Here is a 19920-nt window from a genome sequence, read left to right as displayed (position 1 = left end):
CAGCCAATGACGGCGTGGAAGCTATACGATACCAAGTATTAGGAGCGAGATAGATGGATACATTAGAGCAGTTTTTACCGGCGTTTCTCGAAGAGGTCGTAGGAGACCGCTTCGGGCGCTATTCCAAATATATTATTCAGGACCGCGCGATTCCCGATGTGCGCGACGGCTTGAAGCCAGTGCAGCGCCGCATTCTGTACGCGATGTATGATGCAGGCAATACACCGGACAAGCCGTATCGCAAGTCGGCGAAAACCGTCGGCGATGTGATGGGTAACTATCATCCGCACGGTGACTCCTCAATCTATGAGGGCATGGTAAGGATGGCGCAGCCCTGGAAAATGGGTCATCCGCTTATTGATGGTCATGGAAACTGGGGCTCGCAGGATGACGACCCGGCAGCGGCAATGCGTTATACCGAGGCGAGACTGTCCAAAATTGCGATGGAGCTGCTGCGCGATATTGAGAAGCGCACCGTGTTGTTCAAGGACAATTTTGACAACACCGTCAAGGAGCCTGTCGTGCTGCCTGCCCGCTATCCCAATTTGCTCGTTAATGGCGTAAGCGGGATTTCAGCAGGCTTTGCTACAGAAATTCCGCCGCATCATTTGGGCGAGGTGATTGACGCCAGCATCGCTTACATGCGCAATCCGAATATTACGCTTGATGAAATGATGACGATTGTGCAAGGCCCGGACTTCCCAACGGGGGGAATTATAATGGGCGGAGAAGGGATTCGAGAAGCCTATGAGAAGGGCAGAGGCCGAATCTATATTCGCTCCAAAACGAGCATTGAAACGCTGCGCGGCGGCAAGCAGCAAATTGTCATCACTGAAATTCCGTATCAGGTCGTCAAGTCGCGGCTCGTAACCGCTATGGAAAACATTCGTCTCGAGAAAAAGGTTGAGGGCATTGCCGAGGTGCGGGACGAGAGCGGACGCAATGGCTTGCGAATCGTGGTCGAGCTGAAAAAGGATGCCGATGCGAACGGAATTCTCGCTTATTTGCTGAAGAAAACCGATCTGCAGGTTACATACAATTTCAATATGGTGGCAATTGTTAATAAAGCGCCGCAGCAGCTTGGTCTGATCGGCATAATATCCGCTTATGTGGAGCATCAGAAAGAGGTTGTAAGCGAGCGTACGAAATACGAGCTGGAGAAGGCAGAGGATCGCGCTCATGTGCTGGAAGGTCTCGTCAAAGCGCTAAACCTGCTCGATGAAGTAATTGAGACGATTAAAGCGTCAAAAAACCGTGCGGATGCAAGCGATAACCTGATCGCCAAATTCCAGTTTACTGAGCGCCAGGCTGATGCGATCTTAACGTTGCAGCTGTATCGCTTGACGAACTTGGAAATTACGAGCCTGGAAAAAGAGCATGGCGAGACGCTGAAGAAAATTAAATATTTGCGTTCCATTCTCGAAAGCGAGAAAAAGCTGTTGTCCGTTATTGAGAAAGAGCTGACGGAAATTAAAACAACCTACAGCATCGACCGCCGTTCAGAAATTCAACGCGAGATTGAGGAGCTCAAAGTAAATCTTGAGGTGTTGGTCAACGCCGAGGATGTGCTCGTTACATTTAGCCATGAGGGCTATGTGAAGCGGACAAGCATGCTGTCCTATACTCGCTCTGGTGGAGAGCTAGACAGCGCCGGCGTGAAGGAAGGCGACGTTATTACGCACTGCCTGTCTGTCAACACACTCGACAATTTGCTGCTGTTCACCAAAAACGGGCAATATTTCCTGCTGCCGGTGCATCAGGTGCCGGAGTTCAAATGGAAGGAAAACGGTACAGCGATTGTCAACATCATTCCGCTGCCGAAGGATGACAGCATCGTCTCGATTATTCCGGTCAAGGACTTGAATGCGGAGCAATCGGTGGTGTTTGTCACGAAGCGGGGCCAGGTTAAGCGCACCGAGCTTAAGGAATACGCTACGAGCCGCTCAACGGCAATTGTCGCCTGCAAGGTGGCTAACGGGGATGAAGTGATCACCGTGTCCTTGAGCGACCAGTCACAGCAGCTTATGCTCGTTACGGCGCAGGGCATGTCAATTCGTTTTTATGAAAATGAAGTCAGCAGCATGGGACGGGCTGCAGGCGGCGTAAAAGGGATTCAGCTTAAGGATGATGATGAAATTATTGCCGCGCTGTGGGTAGACAATGACGAGGGTGAAGTGCTCGTTGTGTCGGATATCGGCTACGGCAAGCGAACGCTGCTGCTCGATTATCCGATACAGGGACGGGGCGGCAAAGGCGTTCAAACCTTTGAATTCAAGCAAGGCAAGCGTGTTCGCAGCAATGGAGAGCGGCTGTTTGCAGCGTTCTACTGTCGCGAGCCAATTGAACTTGCCGCATTTACGACTAAAGGTGTCAAGCATCTGATTAACTCCGAGAAAACGATTATTGAAGATCGGAAAGCGACTGGCAAAAGCTTGTTCGCGCTCGATAAGGACGAGCAGCTGCTGCAGCTGTTTTCAGTGACGGAGCGCATCCACCAGCCGAATACCGAGGCTTGACGATTTACTAGCATTCTGTGCTATGGAATGACCGGATAAGGGAAAGCTTTAACGGTCGTTTCAAACGCAGAATGCTTTTTTGTATAAAAATTTTAAGCAGACAAGCAGCAGATGGCAAATTTGGTCAAATATCGCAGCAGCTTTCGCTATTTTATGTAGCTTTGTAGAAAACGCGTTCGCAATCTATCATATTTTATCGTAAACTATTAATTGCATTAATCTTTCTTTCGACAAATAGGATCAGTATAATTAAACATAGATAAACTTGTCAGAAAGTTGGTGGAGCATTGATCGCTGAAGATTTTTCTAAACTGTGGAACAAGCTTTCTCGAGATTGGAAGCTTACGCTGGAGCAAGAATTAGCCCCATTGACCGAAGGACAGCTACATATTTTGGAGCTATTGCTGGAGGCTGAAGCGATGAAGCCGTCCGATCTAATCCAGCATTTATCGACGACGCCTGCTGCCATTACAACGATATTGGATCGTATGGAACGGAATGAATTGATTACTCGGGAACGAGATGAGCGGGATCGCCGTGTGGTATGGATTCATGTCACTGAAAAAGGCTTCGCCGAGGCGGTCAGAGGCTCGGCTATTCGCAAATCGATTATTGAGCAATCGCTCGATCGCATATCCTCCCATAACCAGCAGCTGCTCGTTTATTTGCTGGGCAAGGTGGCCAGCTCCTCGTAGTTTTCAGCAGAGAAAGACATCATAAAGGGGTAGAAGATGACAACCGGCAAACTCAATCATAAACGCAATTATATTTGGCAGCTACTGACGGTATATTTGGGCTTTATCGTATTTGGCTTGTCAGAAAATATAAAAGGCCCAGCTATACCGCGGATGCAGATATCCTTCCAGCTTGATGAAGCGCAAATTGGAACGCTGCTGTCGCTCAATTCGCTTGGCTATCTTATCGCATGCATGTTCACTGGGCTGATGGTGCGCAAAATCGGGATCAAGGCGACCTCGATCATTTCCTTCGCTTCAATGATGCTCGCCGGTGTATTGATCTGGCTTTCCTACAGCTACGGCTGGCTTGTTGGCTCTACCTTCCTGTTGTATATTGGCAACGGGATGCTGGAAATCGGTCTTGCCATATTGGCGGCTCGCATCTTTACGCGCAATACAGGCACGATGATGAACCTTGCTCATTTTTTCTATGGCTTAAGCTCAATCATTGCGCCATTGCTAGCAACCGGGTTAATGAGTCTTTCGATAGCCGGACATACGATCGACTGGCGCTTCATGTACTTTATCGTACTTGCTTTTTCACTTATTCCAATCATACCTGCTCTGTTGGGCAAATTTCCGGGCGATGAAGTGCAGCCGCATGAGCGAAAATCGTTTCGCACGCTCATGAGCGACCGCAGCTTGTGGCTTTTGGTCGGGATTTTAACGTTTGGCGTCATTTCAGAGCTGTCTGTTGGCGGCTGGCTCGTTAATTTCCTTGAAAAGAGCTATCAATGGAGCACAGTATCTGCTTCTGGCATGCTTTCCTCGTTTTTTATCGGATTTTCGTTGGCGCGCTTGCTGCTGGGGCCGATTATCGACCGCATCGGCTACACGCTGTCAGTCATAATCGTCTCGCTCTTCGCAGCTGTATGCACCTTTATCGCAGTGCTGGGCGGCGAGAGCTTAGCGATTTTCTTCGCCTTGGCGGGAGCAGGTGTTGCGCCAATTTATCCTACGGTAATGGCGTTTATTTCCAAGCGCTACCCGCAGGACAGCGATGTTGTCATCAGCTTTATTGTTACCGTTATGGGAGTTGGCACAGTAGCGGGGAATTATATAATCGGAGTAATTGTTAATGTCGTTAAACAAATGTTTGGCGGGGAGACGCAGCTTGCGATAATGCGCGGCTACCAGGCAGGCTACTTGTTTATTGGCTTCTGTGCGCTGCTCTGCGGCGTGCTCTCGATCGTCCTCTATCTCCACTTGAAGCGCCGAAGTGAGCTCATCTAGGCTGGCTGACGGCTGTGAGGCGCGCGATTGTGAGGTAATAATAGATAATATAAAGTGCAAGGGCTGCTCGCAAAGCATCGTAATCGCTTTGTGAGCAGCCCTTGTTTGTCGTTGGCATATGGTTGATCAGAGCAAGCTGCCTGGCTTGGCTGCGGGTTCGGTCTCTGACCTTCATCGGTTAGGCTGGTTACAGCTTAACCATTATTGCTTGAGCATTGAGGTCAGTCGCTTTGTGAGCATGGCAAAGTCTGCCTCTAGCGTTTCGTAGTCCTCTTCCTTCAGCAACGCATCATCCTTGGCTGCCAAGGTAGCCTCTACAGGGAGTACGCGGTAGCGGAAGTTCTCATCCGGCTTGTAGCGATGCACCCAGGTAGGCGTGACGGTAACCTCTTTAAACTCGATGAGGCCTGTGTCGTAATGCTTTCTCAGGTCTACACGGAAAATTGCTCCGTAGTCTTTGGAGTCGCCTCGTTGATTGGATATAAAATTGCCCATGGAATAAATAATCAAGCCTTGGCGCTCCAGCCCCTGATCATCGGTGTAGCTGACCATCTCATATGGCTGCAGCACATGGGGATGTGAGCCGGCAATAATGTCAGCGCCTGCAGCGATCAGCTCGCGAGCTAATGTTTTTTGCTCCTCTGATGGCTCAGTCTGATATTCATTGCCAAAATGCAGCGCAATCGTCACCACTTCGGCGCCATCTCTGCGCAGCCTTTTAATATCATTCAATATTTTTTCCTTATCGATTAAATTGACGATAAATTCCTTGCCCTCAGGAATCGGTATGCCATTGGTTCCATATGTGTAAGAGAGAAAGCCCATTGCAATATCATTATGCTCAATAATAACGCTTTGCTCGGCTTCCTCCATATCGCGTGCCGAGCCAACTGTTGCAAATCCGATTTCCTGCACATGATCAAGCGTGCGAATAGCACCTTTTACGCCTTTGTCCAGCGTATGATTGTTGGCTGTCGACAAAATATTGAAGCCGCTATGCCAAAGCGCTTCTGCCAGCTCAACAGGCGCGTTAAAGGCAGGATAACCTGTATAGCCATAATCCTTGCCTGCCATTGGTGTTTCCAGATTAGCCATTTTCCAGTCGCCTTCTGCTACAATATCTGCGATTGGCGCAAATACAGCGTTAAAGTTATAGCTGTCCGTTGCTTTATCGTATGCGCCTGGCAGCTGCGGCGTATGACTCATAATATCACCGACACCAATCCAGACTGCGTCTGTAAACTGCGGTGTAATGGGAGTAGGCGTCGCGGATGGTTCAAGTGATGCGACTGGTGTAAGGGAGCTGTCATCCGGCTCCTGCGTTGCCGGTGGCTGAGTGGCGCTAAGCTGATTGTTCGATTGGGGCTGCTGATCATTGAGCAGCACAAATATGCCAATGGCACCCGCCACAGTTAATGCAAGCAAAATGCCGTTCAGCAGCCAAAGCGCTTTGCGCCTGGAAGATTTTTTTCGTTTCAAACCAATCACGTCCTTTAATAAATGTCGAGCGATGCTTTGAGGCAAATCATGCAGTTGAACAGTTTAAATGGCCGACATCTATGTATGCCATAACATAAGCTGCCGCTTAAGGCGCAAGCGACTCATTAAGCGGCAGCGGAAGCTTTATTCTATCTGTTTCATCAGCTGCATCGTCAAGCATACCAGCGAGCAGCCTGCTGCAGCTGCTGCTCCGTAAAATGCGACCAAGGCGCCATCTTATCGTCTGGCATCGATGTAAACAGCATGTCCTGCTTGGAAATCGGATGAGGAACTGTAATGCTGGTTGACCATAAAGCGATTGAAGCATGCGTTTGCGGCTTGCCGGAGCTGCGGCCGTATTTGACATCGCCGACAAGCGGATGGCCGATAAACGCCATTTGCGCGCGAATTTGATGTGGTCGGCCTGTATGCAGCAGGATTGCAACGAGACTGTGCCCTTGGCTGGAAGCAATGACGCGATAGCTTAGCTTGGCGTCTTTGGCTTCGGCAGCTGGCTGCTCGAATACCGCGACTTGATTTTTTTTGGCATCCTTGCGGATATAGTGCAAAAGCTCGGCTTCTGCTGCTTGCGGCGTCCCTTGTACGACGCAGATGTACGTTTTGCCGAATTTACGCGTCCGCACTGCATCGGACAAGCGCGAGGCGGCCTTTGATGTTTTGGCAAAAATCATAACGCCGCCGACAGGGCGGTCAAGACGATGGACTAGTCCAAGAAAGACGTTGCCAGGCTTATTGTAGCGCTGCTTAATATCTTCCTTGAGCAAAGTCAGCATATCGGCATCTCCGGTCTCATCCTCCTGCGAGGGAACGCCAGGAGGCTTTACGACCACAATAATATGATTATCCTCGAATAAAATCGGCAGCATCATTCATTGGACTCCCAGCGGCCTAATATGCCGCATGGCAGTGCCAGTCCAGAGCGAGTGATCGGCAGCCCGATTTCTCCGCAATGAATTTGCCCGCCAAATTTGCTTCCCATGCTCATCGTCAGCAAATGCTGCAGCACAGTAGGGGACAAGCCAGTCGTATAGGAATTGATCAGCATAAAGAGCGGCTTGTCGCTCAATATCGTCATACAGGTTTGCAGAAACGGGAACAGATTTTCCTCCAGCTTCCACGTTTCGCCTTTTGGTCCGCGTCCATAGGATGGAGGGTCCATAATGATGGCGTCATATTGACGGCCGCGGCGCTGCTCGCGCTGCACGAATTTGAACACATCATCGGTTATGTAGCGAATTGGCGCTTCCTCCAGGCCCGACAGCACAGCATTTTCTTTAGCCCATTGCACCATGCCCTTGGCAGCATCGACATGGCACACCTCTGCGCCCGCTGCGGCACAGGCAACCGTAGCTCCGCCAGAGTAAGCAAACAGATTCAAGACGCGGATTGGCCGCTTAGCGCTGCGAATTTTGTTCATCATCCAGCTCCAGTTGACGGCTTGCTCCGGGAAAAGACCAGTATGCTTGAAATTGGTAGGCTTAATATGGAAGCGCAGCTCGTTGTAGCTAATGGTCCAGCGCTCAGGCATTTGCTGATTGCGAATTTGCCATTGCCCGCCGCCTGAAGAGCTTCTATGGTAATGCGCGTCTGCATTGCGCCACTGCGCATCCTCATGCTCGATCGGCCAAATAATTTGTGGATCAGGACGGCGAAGGATATAATTTCCCCAGCGCTCCAGCTTATCTCCTGCTCCAGTATCGATGACTTCAAAGTCTTTCCATTGATCGGCTATATACATTCAGTTAATTCCTTCCTAATCGCTTCTTGTTATGATATCATCGCTTATTATAACGAAGCTGCGCGAGTGAATCAATGTAATGGATTATATTTAAATGAGAAGGGTGATTAAGAATGCTTCGTTTTGAATGTGAGTGCGGCAATAAAACCGCTTTTTTTGCGACAAGTGATTACGATGAGCATGGCAGAGAGGTGCTTGATCTTGAGGATGACGATTGTGTCAGCTATGAAATTGGCGAGGCAAGCGTCATGTTCAAGTGCAAATTTTGCGGACATCGCTATTTGCTGCCAAGCTTTGTGGAGTTCAAATAAGCTTGCACATACATACGGGTATAGCCTGAGCGCATGAGCATATGCGAATTTGAAAAAAACTAGGACTGATCAGTCCTAGTTTTGAAAAGCGGGAGGTGAAACGATGAGTGCGAGAAATCGAGAGCAGCTGATCCATATTGCTGCACGGCTTTTTTTGAGCAAGGGCTTCAAATATACAAGCATTGAGGATGTCGTAGAAAAGAGCAAGGTGTCACGCTCTAACCTGTACTACCACTTCAGCAGCAAGGAGGAGCTGCTGTATGCAGTAGTAGACTTTTGGGGCAATCGCTATGAGTCTGCGCTGGAGATCTCGCTAGGTCAACGCGAGCTTGGCGCACAGCAGCGGATTGAGAGCTTCATCCAGTTGCTGCTGCAGGAAATTGAAGCGCGCGGCAATAAAGGGCACTGCCCATTCATCGCAATGTACCAGCAAAGCCCGACGGAAGCGAAGGATGTGCACCAACGCATTCAGCAGTTTTTTACTTGCCTGCACCGGCTAATTGCCGAGTTGATCGCCCAAGGGATGGAATCGGGCGAGTTTCGCCCGCATATTCCGGCTGAGCAAGCGGCTACGCTGTTTGTGTCATCGTTGGAGGGCGGGCTGGCATTGGCGGAAACGATGGAGGATATTAGCATTGTACGCACAACGTCAGATGCCTTTTTTGCAATTCTGGGCTAAGCTGTGACTATGGCTACAATGCGAAATTCTGATCGGCGATATTGAATAACACCTGCAATCGAATCCTCCGCAGCCAGCTTAGCGATGGCCCGCGGAGGATTTTTTGTGTTCATAATGCTCTTTACAACAGAAAGCGCTAATTCGCGGCTGACTGTAATCAGCTTGAATTAGCGCTTTATGTTGCAGTTGTTCAAAGCATGAGGCAGCGGTCAGTCTGGCTGCTTTATTGCTCCTTTATTTTCAGCATTGCTTCCCACAGCGAGGCATCCTCATAGCCAAGACGCCATGCTGCAACGCCAGCCAGATCATATTTCTTGGCAAGCTTGACGCGAGCAAGCACAGTTTCTGCTGTCTCCGCCCAGAATACATGGGTGTAGCCATTTAAAGTGTACGTATAGCGGTATTGGCCAGCCTTTTCATCATAGGTGCCCACAGCCTTATTTTTGGCAATATGAGCTGGTAGATCCTTCATGATCAGTGTTTTGTTGTCGACCAGCTTGCCATTGCTGTCAATACGCCATTCACGGGAATAGAACGGAATGCCCAAAATAAGCTTGCTGCGAGGAATGCCATATTCCAGCTGCTGCTTAATTCCTTCCTCGGCCCAGCTTAGACTGCTCACCGAGCCGGCTTCCTCCGAGCCAGTCCAGTGTTCATCGTATGCCATCACGACTAAATAGTCGACGATTTTGCCAATTGCCTCATAATCATAGGCAGTCAGATGGTTCCAGCGGACATCGCCGCGCAGCAGATCAATCGAGACAGTCAGCTTTTTGGCATGAGCAGCCTTAGTGAGCTTCTCCACAAAGCTGGTATAGGCATTGCGGTCGGAAGCGGCAATGCTTTCAAAGTCAAGATTGACGCCTTTTACCTTGTTTTTAACGAGGCTGTTCATTAAAGCATCAATAAATCGCTTCTGAGCCTCTTCATCCGCTAAAAATTTGGTCGTCACCGCTTTATCAAATTCATTGTGTACAAGCGGAATAACATCAACGCCTTTGGCAGCCAGCTCTGCAACAAGCGCAGGATTGGAGCTGTCATTCAGCCCGCCCGAAGCGTCGAGCAGGGTATACCAGGTCGGCGAAGTAATATCAAGCCCTTGCGTATTGCTTACATGGCTTTGAATAGTAGACGTGGAGCTGGAGCCGTTCCAGCCCATGTAAATAAAGCTTTTCGCTTCTGACCAAAGCTTGCGTCCATCGGCGTTTTGCACCGTTGAGTTGGAGAGATTCTTCGCGTAGCTTAACGCGCTGCTTAACGAGTGGAATTGCTTTACGAGCTTATCTCCTTGATAGACGGACAAATAGTGTACGCTGCTCCAGAGCAGCTGGTCCTGCAGCTTGACCTCGGCAGCGTGCAGCGACTTTGCTGTTTTTACTGCGGCATCCAGTGTCGAATGCTTTTTAGCTAGCTTGCCTTGGCTGTAAACTTCATAGATTAATAGATTTTGATGCACAGATTTGCCTGTTTCAGAATTGATGACCTCACTGTTGCTCAATTTGTTGGCAGCTTCGATCGCATCCTTGAGAAAGGAGTACGCTTTTCCGTTCACGGCAGGCTGCCCGTCAATATGAATGATGTATTTGCTTTTTTGAGCACGCTGCTGCTTCACCATTTCGTCAGTCAAGTTGTCCCATACCCATTGCTTCGAGTTTACGTCGATAATATGAGAATTTGACCATTTCCTGGCTTCTTTTTTGGCATCCTCCAAGCTGTAAAATTGCCAGCCATCCATCGTTTTATCGCCTTGATAAACGATGTAATTTGCAAAGTTTTCATAGGCCCAGCCAACATTTTGCAGTTCTCGGACATAGGAGTTAATATTCGCGGAAGCTACCTTTTTTGCTTCTGCCAAAGTTTCAAACTCAAGCTTGGCAGATGATGCACCCTCTATGTATACCTTGTAGCCAGGAAAATTGTGCCAAACCCATTCGCGATTGTTTATTTTTTCAACATGACTGTAGCTGTAATATTTAGCGTAGGCAATTGCTTGGTTTTGTGTGACAAACTCCTTTAATGGCTTGTCGTTTTGATAGACGCGGTATTGTGTCATATTGGCTGCGTCAGCGTGCTGCTGTGGCGAAATAAACGATAAGCAAAGTAGAATGATTGCCAGCAACATGGTCGATAATCGTTTCAAGTATCCCATCACACTCCTATAATAGTTTTTAGCCTTCTCGTGCATGCAGGCTATTATCTAGTATAACGCGAAAAATGGTAAGAAGTAACGTGGTAGATTGTGAGAATAGTAGTATATTTGGGAATTCGGAGAGTAAGTGGTAGTTTATGGAATGTCGTTAGCTTCGTAGAAAAAAAGCGCCCTCGGCAATATGCCGAAAGCGCTTCGTTCATGCGATTATAAAGGTTATCTTCATCCGGTTGAGAGCTATGCTCTCGCCTCTGCCCAAAATTGTTCTGCTTCTTCATCTATGCCAAGCATAATGTCGGAGCGGAATACGCGCAATCTATACTCGGAGTAAAAATATTGCTCTAACGCTTCCATAATGTTAGCTTGAAGCAAATATTGCGAGCGACCATTTACCCAAACCTCAGCAGTATAGCCGTATTCCTCTTCCCAAGAAAGCTGAACCTCTACATCTGTAGGCTTAACGCCGCGGCGATCAGCCATGTTCAAGCAAATCGCATTAATAATTTCATCCGTGTAGATACGCATCGTTAGAACTGACCTCTTCCATTACGATCTTCTTCATCGCGATCACGATGGTCGAAGCGATCATTGCGATTAAAGTTAGGGCCAGCTGCAGCAGGCTTTTTGTTGTTGCGAATGTAGGTCCATGCCGCTCTGATCACCATAATGATGGCGACAATCGCAATAATGTTAATGAGCAAGCCGAAGATTTCACCGAAAGCTCCCATATTGGCAAACATGCCGCCAAACAATAGACCTGCTAGTCCACCAAGCGCCATCCCTTTCAAGAAGGAGTTGCCGCCAAAAAGACCGCCACCTTTAGTTGTGGCAGCTGCGCCAGTACCGGTTTTAGCTGCTGTTCCTGAAGTAGCGCCAGTATTGGACTGCTGAGTGGTAGAATCTTTTTTCTGAGTAAAGCTTTGCTTGTTTGACTTGAAGCCTCCGCCACGCTTCGCATCAGCAGTATCGCTGCTGAATCCGATGCTGAGCGCAAGGAACACTGTCATAACCAGCGTGAGTATAAACCCTTTTTTCATTGATCTTGTCCCTCCTGAAAATTTGCTTAAGGTTGCTATAGTTAAGCATTACGTCTATTATAAAGTTTGGTTTCACTTTTTCCTAATTTTCTTTAAAATTATTTTAATAAAAGAACATGATGAAGGTGATGTTTTGAAATACCCGAATGCCTATATCGAATATTTAATACAGTTTCACGCAACGCGCGACTATTTTGAATGCCATGAGCTGTTGGAGGAATATTGGAAGGAGCAGCCGCAGGATCCGCTGAGCGAGTTATGGGTAGCCTGCATTCAAATTGCGGTAGCACAGTATCATGAGCGCAGGCGTAATTACCGCGGTGCTCAGCTCATGTATCAGTCTGCACTGAAAAAGCTGGCTGTGCATGACAGCGGACAAATCGGCCTCGAGCATGAGCGGCTTGCAGCGCTGCTGGAAGCTAGAACGGCTGCCTGCAAAGCGGAAGCGGAATATGTTGATCTCAGTCTGCCGATCGCCGACCAACAGCTGCTCGCCTTTTGTCAGCAGCTGGCAGAAGCTCGCGGCCTCGTATGGCTGCAAGCAAGCAGCGCGCTTGCGGAGGATGTTATCCATCGTCATGCAAGGCGCGATCGCAGTGACGTAATTGCCGCACGAGCTGCTGCGCTGGCGCAAAGACAGCAGGCTGCTGAAAATGGGAAGGGATAGACTGGCTAACGATGCATGTGCCTCAAATCCATTTCTGCAAATGAGCCAAGCAGAGCATGCACGCAAGCAGTTGAGGAGCTATTGCACAAATCGCAAATGCAAGGTGTAAATTTGCGAGTCGCTTTTTAAGCTGAAGCTGTTTTTATGCGGAGCATAGTCGATGTTCATATGCTCCTCGTAATAGACCTTATGTCTCGGCTCGAAATAAAAGCTTAGCGGATCGGCTTCGCCGGCACGGTCATCGACCGTTGGCTCGTCAATTAGCGTCAAGGTCGGTACGCCGCTGACTACACAGCCGCAGCCCTCGGTATCGTGAAGAAATTTTAATTGCTTGTTCGTTTGTTGCAGAATGGGTGTCAAGTAGTCTACTGCAGCGGCAGTAAAGGAAATACGCATCTGTTCATCACCTTTGTTATTTTTGTGCTTAATCGGTTATAGTTGATTATAGATATAGATGTAGAGTTAGGCAACCTTATGTTGAGCGGCTTGACACCGCATGAAATTCAATAGGGAAAGGGAGATCGAGCATGACCGTTTTGCAGCAATTTCGCGATATTAATCAGAAAATCAAGCAATATGAAGAAGCGCTTGCCGTCATTTACTGGGATTTGCGAACTGGCGCGCCGCGCAAAGGGATGGATATTCGCTCTGAGGTGATCGGAACGCTGTCGTCCGAAATGTTTCGCTTATCCACCTCGCAGGAGCTGGGACAGCTGCTGACTGAGCTGGAAAGCGAGCACAACTGGGAGCAGCTGGATGAGCTGAATCGCAGACTCGTTCAGGAAACGCGCAAGGAGTATGATCGCAGCGTAAAAATCCCGCCTGAGCTGTATCAAAGGTATGTCGTGCTGACTGCACAGGCAGAAAACAATTGGGAGCTATGCAAGCAAAACAATGATTATGCCAGCTTCCAGCCATATCTCGAGCAAATTATCGAGCTGACCAATCAAATGATCGACCTGTGGGGAGTAAAGGAAACGCGCTACGATACATTGCTCGATCAGTATGAGCCAGGTATGACCGTGCAGCAGCTGGACCAAATTTTTGGCGAGCTGAGAGATGAGCTGGTTCCGCTTGCTGAGCAAATTGCCAGCAGCCCGCATCAGCCGCGCACCGATTTTCTTGAAGGCCAGTTCGATATTGCTGCGCAGAAGGAATACAGCTTGTTTATTTTGAAGCAAATGGGCTTCGACTTTGATGCCGGACGGCTTGACGAAAGCGTACATCCGTTTGCGACTGGCTTGAACCCTCATGACGTGCGGATTACGACTCGTTATTTGGCAGACGATGTGACGAGCGCCTTGTTCGGCACGATTCACGAAGGCGGTCATGCGCTTTATGAGCAAAATATTAGCGAGCAGCTTGTTGGCACAACGCTTTGCACAGGCACATCGATGGGGATTCACGAGTCGCAGTCGCGTTTTTGGGAAAATGTAATCGGGCGCAGCCGCCCATTCTGGAACCGATACTATCGTGATTTGCAGCAGCGTTTCCCGCAATTGGCGGAAATCGATGTCGACACCTTCTACCGCGGCAACAATATTGTTAAGCCGTCGCTAATTCGAATAGAAGCTGATGAGCTTACGTACAACCTACATATTATTATTCGCTATGAAATCGAGAAAATGATCTTTAATGAAGGGCTGCAGGCGAAGGATTTGCCGCGTGTCTGGAATGAAAAATATAAGCAGTATTTGGGCATCGAGCCGCCAAGCGATGCAGAAGGCGTGCTGCAGGATGTCCATTGGTCGGGCGGAGCATTTGGCTATTTCCCATCCTATTCGCTGGGCAATATGTATGCGGCGCAATTTATGAATACGCTGCAGCAGCAAATGCCGGATATTTGGCAGAAGGTTGAAGCGGGTGAGCTTCATCCGATCAAGGATTGGCTGGCTGAACGTATTTATCAGTATGGACGCTTGAAGTCGCCATCCGAGCTGGTCGAGCAAATTACGAATGAGCCGCTTAATCCTGCGTATTTGGCGCAATATTTGAAAGAAAAATATACGGATATTTACAAGCTGTAATCAATTGCATATCAAGTACAGGCAAAAAGTCTCTGCACGCACTGGCTCCCAAGAATCGGGGCCTTGCTCAGAGGCTTTTTTCCTTTAAATACGCACCACCTTATTTGTAAATGAATAGGCTATACCACCACAAAAGTCCTATCTCTTCGCAGCATTAGTCCATTTGCGCAGGGACAAGGTCAACTAGTTACATGTCGAGCTGACACATGCTTGTGAAGTTGTCCATCACAGCAGCTACAGCAAAAACAAAAACAAAGATGGAGGAGGGATTACTATGAAAACTGGCAAGACACTTCTTGTCGTGCTGGTCCTGATTCTCGCTGGCACACTGGTGTTAAGCAGCTGTGGCAAAAGCAGCAATGAACATACAGTCGTGCGGATCGGCGAGGTAACACGTTCTTTATTTTATGCGCCGCAATATGTGGCGATCGAGAAAGGCTTTTTTGCCGAGGAAGGAATTGACGTTGAGCTGACCACTACACCAGGCGGCGACAAAACGATGACCTCGCTGCTGTCCAACGTAATTGATGTTGCCTTGGTTGGCTCGGAAACCTCGATTTATGTAACGCAGCAGGGCAGCGATGATCCGGTGATTAATTTTGCCCAGCTAACGCAAACTGACGGCACCTTTCTCGTTGCCCGCGAGCCAAGCGACAGCTTTGATTGGGAGAGCTTGAGAAATAAAACATTCCTTGGTCAACGCAAAGGAGGCATGCCGCAAATGGCGGGAGAGTTTACGCTGAAAAAGCATGGGATCGATCCGCATGGCGATCTTGAGCTCATTCAAAATGTTGACTTTGCCAACATTGCGCCTGCCTTTTCCTCGGGCACCGGTGAATTTGTCCAGCTGTTTGAGCCGACAGCTTCTATTTTTGAAAAGGAAGGGATCGGTTATGTCGTCGCTTCTTTCGGTGTGGAAAGCGGATTGCTGCCATATACCGTATTCATGACGAAGCAAAGCTATATTGACAAAAACAGCGATGTTGTTCAAGGCTTCACCAATGCTGTATATAAGGCGCAGCAGTGGGTAGAGGAGCACTCTGCGGCGGAAATTGCCGAGGTCGTTGCCCCGTACTTTGACAACGTGGACCTCGATATTATGGAAAGCTCAATCGCCCGCTACAAGGAGCAAGGCTCCTATGCGACAGACCCGATCGTCGATCAAGCGGAGTGGGACAATTTACTGGACATTATGACGAGTGCAGGCGAGCTGACCGAACGAACCGAGCATAGCGAAATCGTCAATACTTCATTTGCAGAAGAAGCAATCAAGTAGCAGCCTGCGATAAGGAGACCTGCTCATGAACAAAGAAAAGGTACTGGAACTTAAAGAACTGTCACATATTTACGTTAATGCGTCTGGTGCCCATCTTGCTGTCCAGCATATTAATCTTGTTGTCTACAAAGGAGAATTTATTAGCCTCGTCGGTCCGAGCGGCTGCGGCAAAACGACCATTCTAAATATGATCGCCGGCTTGCTGGCCCCTACCTACGGCGAATTGAAGGTCATGGGCGAAACGATTTCCTCGCCTTCGCCCCGCCTTGGCTATATGCAGCAGCAGGATTATTTGTTCCCTTGGCGCACCATTATGCAAAATGTGATGCTGGGCTTGGAAATTAGCGGAAAAGCCGATGCAAAGTCAAAGCAGAAAATTGTGTCGCTGCTGGATGAGCTTGGCTTGGAGCAATCTGCTCATAAGTATCCGCATCAGCTGTCGGGCGGCATGAGGCAGCGAGTCGCTTTGGCACGGACGTTAATTACCGATCCTGACTTGCTGCTGCTGGATGAGCCGTTTTCAGCGCTTGATCTCCATATTAAAATGCAGCTCGAGGAGCTGGTGCAAACGACGCTGGGTCGTTTAGGCAAAACGGCTATTTTAGTCACACATGATTTGTCTGAGGCGGTAGCAATCAGTAATCGTGTTGTCGTGCTTGGCAGAAACCCTGGCCATATACGCAAAATCATCACGATCCCGCGCGAGCTAAAAGAAGCTGGACCGATTGAAGCGAGAAAGCATCCGCTTTACCAGGCTTGCTTTGATGAAATATGGCATGAGCTGGACGAAGAGATGGAAAGGGAGGAGGGGTAGCATGAACGTGCCAATACAAGCACTTCATAAGCAATATAAAGAAAAGATGCGCCGTAAAAGCTTGCTCGTGCTGCTCACGCAGATTCTGCTGCTAATCGGCTTTATTGGATTATGGGAATACAGCAGCAACGCGCGGCTAATCGATCCGCTCATATTCAGCTCGCCCAGCAAAATCGCCAATCATCTGTACACATCGTTGCTGGACGGCAGCATGCTGCCGCATATTGGCATCACAGTTGCTGAAACAATTGCCGGCTTTCTCTTGGGAACATTGCTCGGCACGCTCATTGCTGCGCTGCTGTGGTGGTTTCCGTTTGCAGCCCGCGTCGCTGACCCTATACTCGTTGTGCTGAACAGCATGCCCAAGGTTGCGCTCGGTCCGCTGCTTATCGTTGGGCTCGGGCCAGGCTTCGGCTCGATTGTGGCGATTACGCTGCTTGTTACAGTAATCATTACAACGATAAACATTTATAATCGCTTTCGCGAAACGGAAGAGGGCTTGCTCAAGGTGGCGGCCCTGTTTGGCGCTACTCGCTTCCAAAGCTTCTATTATGTCATATTGCCGGCAGCATTTCCCGTTATTATTTCTACGCTAAAGGTGAATGTCGGCCTTGCCTGGATTGGGGTCATAGTTGGCGAGTTTCTTGTTGCGCGTATTGGACTGGGCTACTTGATCATTTACGGCTTCCAGGTATTCAATTTCACGTTGGTGCTGTCGACGCTTGTCGTGATTGCTTTTGTCGCGACATTTATGTATCAGGCTGTCAGTATGTTGGAAGGGAAGGTCACATCTGGCTGGAAAGATCGCTAAGGAATCGTTATACTAGTGACATATACTAACGTAGGAGCTGCAACTATGGGGATACGTGTCATTAAAACAGCGATAGCCGCAATATTGGCCATTTATGTCGCAAATTATTTTCAGCTGGAATATGTGCTCTCGGCGGGCATACTGGCTATTCTCGGCGTCGAGGTAACAAGGATGAAGGGCATTACGAAAACCGTTGCCCGCTTTGTTGCCTCGGTGCTCGGCTTGGCCTTTGCTTCGATTATTTTTGTGCTGCTGGGCTTTTATTACTGGACAGTGGCGATTTTTATTTTAGTCTCATTTCCGATCATGTCCCGCTTTCAGCTAAAGGAAGGCATTGTGACGAGCTGTGTTATCGTATTTCATTTATATGGTGCTGGCGAGGTGACGCCTGGCTTGATCTGGAATGAAATTTGCCTGCTGCTGGTCGGATTAGGCTCGGCAACGCTCATTAATATGGTGTACATGCCTAAGGATGACCGCGAAATACAGCAGCTGCGCGAAACGATCGAGCAGAACTACTACCACATTTTTAACAAGCTGGCGAAGACGCTGCGCGATCCAAGCTATGTGTGGAGCGGTGCAGAGCTGCTGGAGGCAGAGGCGGCGATAAAAAGAGGAGCGGAGATCTCAGTGCGCAACAAGGAAAATCGCTTCTGGGATTACGATTCGTATTGGTCGACTTACTTCTCGATGAGAAATCAGCAGCTGGAGGCCATTGACGATATGATGGAAATGGTCGCATACATACACGGCAAGCTCGAGCACAGCGAGCGGATTGCCGAGCTGCTGGAGCAGCTGGCCGAGGATACGCGCTCAGAGGTATACGTTGGCACGGTCAAGGTGAAGCTGCAGCAGCTTAGCGAGCAGTTTCGCGCGATGGAGCTGCCCAAAACGCGCGATGAATTTGAAATTCGCGCCACCCTGCTTATGCTGATGCATGAGGTGGGGAGGTACTTGGACATAGCACAAAAATTCAAGCGCAAAAAGGTAGAGGGGGAAGTTTAAAAAGCCGACTTTGATGACGATGCTGAGCTTCGTAGTTGAATCGACGGCGAATCTTGAACGCTAGCGAAAACTGCGGTGCTCACGTAGCTTTTGGCCTACGCTGCGCTCCTCGTTTTCTACTAGCGTCCAAGCTTCTTGGTCCTGAAAGCCGACTTTTTAAACTCTCATTGGAAGGGGAAGTTTAAAAAGCCGACTTTGATGACGATGTGATGCGTTGGGGCGAACTCGACGGCGAAGATGTCACGCTACCGAACGCTCCGGTGCTCACGTAGCAGTTGGCCTACGCTGCGCTCCTCGCGTTCTAGTATCGTGCCATCTTCTTGGTCCTGCCCTCAAAAAGCTACAGCGAAGGAGCAAGCATCCGAAAAACGAAGTGAGTCGCCTTTAACATCGTAATGCAACCTTAAAAATTACAATAAGAGCATTACGATTTAAAAAGCGACTGGAGGATGTTTGCTCCGAAGCGCTGATTTAAAAAGCGACTGGAGGATGTTTGCTCCGAAGCGCTGATTTAAAAGAGCTTATTCTATTCACATTTTTTGCGATGTGTCATAGGATAAGCTCTTTTTTCATATGATGGAACTAGCATGTAGAAGGAGATTCGGGTCGAATTCGGATGGGCGTTGATGTAGGCTGCGACTCCGTCATACATACTTGACGTGCAAGTTCAAGAGGTTCGGAGCGATAAAATACCTTTTGAAGAAAAATAGTTTGGATTTGTAGGACTACAGTAATCAACAAACGCCTAGCACTTGCATACACTTAAGTGAATGATTGTATGGAGGAGGTTAAGTCGATGACCAGAGGAAATAAACAGCTACGTTGCAGAGAAATTATTACGAAGGCTGTTTGCGGGAAAGGTCGTAAGTTTAGTACATCCACTCATACTATCACCCCACCGCATCGTCCTACGAGTATTCTCGGTGCATGGGTGATAAACACAAAGTATGAGGCGGTCAAATCAAGTAATGGTGTTGAAGTAATCGGTACTTATGACATTAATATTTGGTACTCGTACAACAACAATTCACAAACGGATGTCGCGAAGGAAAGCGTTCAGTTTGTGGAAAATGTACCTTTATATTATCTCGATCCGAAGCATCGCGCTTCCACGACAGAAGTATTCGCAGAGTCCATTACAGAGCCAAACTGTATTGAAGCGAATATTTCTGCCAACGGAAACTCGGTAGTTGTCCGTGTGGAGCGTGAATTTGCTGTTGAAATTATTGCGGAGACAAAGGTATCTGTTGCGGTTGTGCCTGGTGGCTGCCCGGACCCGGATGGCAAAGACTTCGACTATGAAGGCGAGACAGAAGAGTTTGACGACTTGGATGAATTGCTGGACGAAGAAATTTAGTATCTTAGTAACAAATCTGTTATATCATATGTCGATACACGACAAACTTGAGGGCGGAAGCCC

General features: G+C 48.6%; 19 protein-coding genes. 12 read left to right on the top strand and 7 right to left on the bottom strand.

Going from position 1 to position 19920, the window contains the following annotated elements; translation table 11 throughout:
* Positions 1-53 precede the first annotated feature (53 nt).
* From gyrA to KJS52_RS03435, 3 genes are all read left to right on the top strand, one after another.
* Positions 54-2516 (top strand): DNA gyrase subunit A, encoded by a 2463-nt coding sequence (gene gyrA, locus KJS52_RS03445; protein WP_213513217.1) that lies wholly within the window; start codon positions 54-56, stop codon positions 2514-2516.
* A gap of 368 nt (positions 2517-2884) precedes the next feature.
* Positions 2885-3211 (top strand): MarR family transcriptional regulator, encoded by a 327-nt coding sequence (locus tag KJS52_RS03440; protein WP_306433561.1) that lies wholly within the window; start codon positions 2885-2887, stop codon positions 3209-3211.
* 36 nt (positions 3212-3247) lie between these two features.
* Entirely contained in the window at positions 3248-4486 is a 1239-nt protein-coding gene (locus KJS52_RS03435; protein ID WP_213513215.1) for an MFS transporter, read from the top strand.
* 201 nt (positions 4487-4687) lie between these two features.
* Here KJS52_RS03435 and KJS52_RS03430 read toward each other — a convergent pair whose 3' ends face one another.
* The 3 genes from KJS52_RS03430 to KJS52_RS03420 form a co-directional block, all read right to left on the bottom strand.
* Complete coding sequence (locus KJS52_RS03430; RefSeq protein WP_213513214.1) at positions 4688-5965, bottom strand: CapA family protein; 1278 nt, start codon at positions 5963-5965, stop codon at positions 4688-4690.
* A 173-nt stretch (positions 5966-6138) separates the two neighbouring features.
* On the bottom strand, positions 6139-6855 hold the full coding sequence (locus KJS52_RS03425) for an RluA family pseudouridine synthase (protein ID WP_373871331.1): 717 nt from the start codon (positions 6853-6855) through the stop codon (positions 6139-6141).
* The gene (locus KJS52_RS03420; protein WP_213513213.1) at positions 6852-7724 is read right to left on the bottom strand and encodes a class I SAM-dependent methyltransferase; all 873 of its coding nucleotides are present in this window, start codon (positions 7722-7724) and stop codon (positions 6852-6854) included. The genes KJS52_RS03425 and KJS52_RS03420 overlap by 4 nt, the downstream gene beginning before the upstream one ends.
* A gap of 113 nt (positions 7725-7837) precedes the next feature.
* On the opposite strand from KJS52_RS03420, the gene KJS52_RS03415 reads away from it, so the two are divergent.
* Together KJS52_RS03415 and KJS52_RS03410 are read left to right on the top strand one after the other, a co-directional pair.
* Entirely contained in the window at positions 7838-8035 is a 198-nt protein-coding gene (locus KJS52_RS03415) for a hypothetical protein (RefSeq protein ID WP_213513212.1), read from the top strand.
* A 103-nt stretch (positions 8036-8138) separates the two neighbouring features.
* Positions 8139-8714: a TetR/AcrR family transcriptional regulator gene (locus tag KJS52_RS03410; RefSeq protein WP_213513211.1), complete on the top strand. Its 576-nt coding sequence runs from the start codon at positions 8139-8141 to the stop codon at positions 8712-8714.
* A gap of 223 nt (positions 8715-8937) precedes the next feature.
* Here KJS52_RS03410 and KJS52_RS03405 read toward each other — a convergent pair whose 3' ends face one another.
* From KJS52_RS03405 to KJS52_RS03395, 3 genes are all read right to left on the bottom strand, one after another.
* A complete protein-coding gene (locus KJS52_RS03405; protein ID WP_246563091.1) occupies positions 8938-10854 on the bottom strand; it encodes a glycosyl hydrolase family 18 protein in 1917 nt (638 codons plus the stop codon).
* A gap of 246 nt (positions 10855-11100) precedes the next feature.
* On the bottom strand, positions 11101-11388 hold the full coding sequence (locus tag KJS52_RS03400; protein WP_213513209.1) for a YxcD family protein: 288 nt from the start codon (positions 11386-11388) through the stop codon (positions 11101-11103).
* A 2-nt stretch (positions 11389-11390) separates the two neighbouring features.
* Positions 11391-11900 carry a hypothetical protein gene (locus tag KJS52_RS03395; RefSeq protein WP_246563088.1) on the bottom strand — a complete coding sequence of 170 codons (510 nt, stop codon included), beginning with the start codon at positions 11898-11900 and terminating at the stop codon, positions 11391-11393.
* Positions 11901-12033: 133 nt separating this feature from the next.
* Here KJS52_RS03395 and KJS52_RS03390 point away from each other — a divergent pair, with 133 nt between their 5' ends.
* On the top strand, positions 12034-12567 hold the full coding sequence (locus KJS52_RS03390) for a DUF309 domain-containing protein (protein ID WP_213513208.1): 534 nt from the start codon (positions 12034-12036) through the stop codon (positions 12565-12567).
* Positions 12568-12645: 78 nt separating this feature from the next.
* Here KJS52_RS03390 and KJS52_RS03385 read toward each other — a convergent pair whose 3' ends face one another.
* Entirely contained in the window at positions 12646-12963 is a 318-nt protein-coding gene (locus KJS52_RS03385; protein WP_213513207.1) for an iron-sulfur cluster biosynthesis family protein, read from the bottom strand.
* A 131-nt stretch (positions 12964-13094) separates the two neighbouring features.
* Between KJS52_RS03385 and KJS52_RS03380 the strand changes: the two genes are divergently transcribed.
* From KJS52_RS03380 to KJS52_RS03355, 6 genes are all read left to right on the top strand, one after another.
* On the top strand, positions 13095-14594 hold the full coding sequence (locus KJS52_RS03380) for a carboxypeptidase M32 (protein ID WP_213513206.1): 1500 nt from the start codon (positions 13095-13097) through the stop codon (positions 14592-14594).
* Between the two features lie 274 nt (positions 14595-14868).
* Positions 14869-15870 (top strand): ABC transporter substrate-binding protein, encoded by a 1002-nt coding sequence (locus tag KJS52_RS03375; RefSeq protein WP_213513205.1) that lies wholly within the window; start codon positions 14869-14871, stop codon positions 15868-15870.
* Between the two features lie 25 nt (positions 15871-15895).
* Entirely contained in the window at positions 15896-16684 is a 789-nt protein-coding gene (locus KJS52_RS03370) for an ABC transporter ATP-binding protein (RefSeq protein WP_213513204.1), read from the top strand.
* Position 16685: 1 nt separating this feature from the next.
* The gene (locus KJS52_RS03365) at positions 16686-17495 is read left to right on the top strand and encodes an ABC transporter permease (protein ID WP_213513203.1); all 810 of its coding nucleotides are present in this window, start codon (positions 16686-16688) and stop codon (positions 17493-17495) included.
* A 45-nt stretch (positions 17496-17540) separates the two neighbouring features.
* A complete protein-coding gene (locus KJS52_RS03360; RefSeq protein ID WP_213513202.1) occupies positions 17541-18500 on the top strand; it encodes an aromatic acid exporter family protein in 960 nt (319 codons plus the stop codon).
* Between the two features lie 796 nt (positions 18501-19296).
* Positions 19297-19857 carry an outer spore coat protein CotE gene (locus KJS52_RS03355; RefSeq protein ID WP_213513201.1) on the top strand — a complete coding sequence of 187 codons (561 nt, stop codon included), beginning with the start codon at positions 19297-19299 and terminating at the stop codon, positions 19855-19857.
* Positions 19858-19920: the final 63 nt, after the last annotated feature.

This window comes from Paenibacillus montaniterrae (genome assembly GCF_018403185.1).
Lineage (GTDB): Bacteria > Bacillota > Bacilli > Paenibacillales > Paenibacillaceae > Pristimantibacillus > Pristimantibacillus montaniterrae.
This window is presented reverse-complemented; position numbering and strand designations above follow the sequence as displayed.

Bases quoted from the DNA above. Each gene is read 5' to 3' on its own strand.
- gyrA (WP_213513217.1), top strand. From the start codon at position 54: ATGGATACATTAGAGCAGTTTTTACCGGCGTTTCTCGAAGAGGTCGTA.
- KJS52_RS03435 (WP_213513215.1), top strand. From the start codon at position 3,248: ATGACAACCGGCAAACTCAATCATAAACGCAATTATATTTGGCAGCTA.
- KJS52_RS03425 (WP_373871331.1), bottom strand. From the start codon at position 6,855: ATGATGCTGCCGATTTTATTCGAGGATAATCATATTATTGTGGTCGTA.
- KJS52_RS03420 (WP_213513213.1), bottom strand. From the start codon at position 7,724: ATGTATATAGCCGATCAATGGAAAGACTTTGAAGTCATCGATACTGGA.
- KJS52_RS03415 (WP_213513212.1), top strand. From the start codon at position 7,838: ATGCTTCGTTTTGAATGTGAGTGCGGCAATAAAACCGCTTTTTTTGCG.
- KJS52_RS03410 (WP_213513211.1), top strand. From the start codon at position 8,139: ATGAGTGCGAGAAATCGAGAGCAGCTGATCCATATTGCTGCACGGCTT.
- KJS52_RS03400 (WP_213513209.1), bottom strand. From the start codon at position 11,388: ATGCGTATCTACACGGATGAAATTATTAATGCGATTTGCTTGAACATG.
- KJS52_RS03395 (WP_246563088.1), bottom strand. From the start codon at position 11,900: ATGAAAAAAGGGTTTATACTCACGCTGGTTATGACAGTGTTCCTTGCG.
- KJS52_RS03385 (WP_213513207.1), bottom strand. From the start codon at position 12,963: ATGCGTATTTCCTTTACTGCCGCTGCAGTAGACTACTTGACACCCATT.
- KJS52_RS03380 (WP_213513206.1), top strand. From the start codon at position 13,095: ATGACCGTTTTGCAGCAATTTCGCGATATTAATCAGAAAATCAAGCAA.
- KJS52_RS03375 (WP_213513205.1), top strand. From the start codon at position 14,869: ATGAAAACTGGCAAGACACTTCTTGTCGTGCTGGTCCTGATTCTCGCT.
- KJS52_RS03370 (WP_213513204.1), top strand. From the start codon at position 15,896: ATGAACAAAGAAAAGGTACTGGAACTTAAAGAACTGTCACATATTTAC.
- KJS52_RS03365 (WP_213513203.1), top strand. From the start codon at position 16,686: ATGAACGTGCCAATACAAGCACTTCATAAGCAATATAAAGAAAAGATG.
- KJS52_RS03360 (WP_213513202.1), top strand. From the start codon at position 17,541: ATGGGGATACGTGTCATTAAAACAGCGATAGCCGCAATATTGGCCATT.
- KJS52_RS03355 (WP_213513201.1), top strand. From the start codon at position 19,297: ATGACCAGAGGAAATAAACAGCTACGTTGCAGAGAAATTATTACGAAG.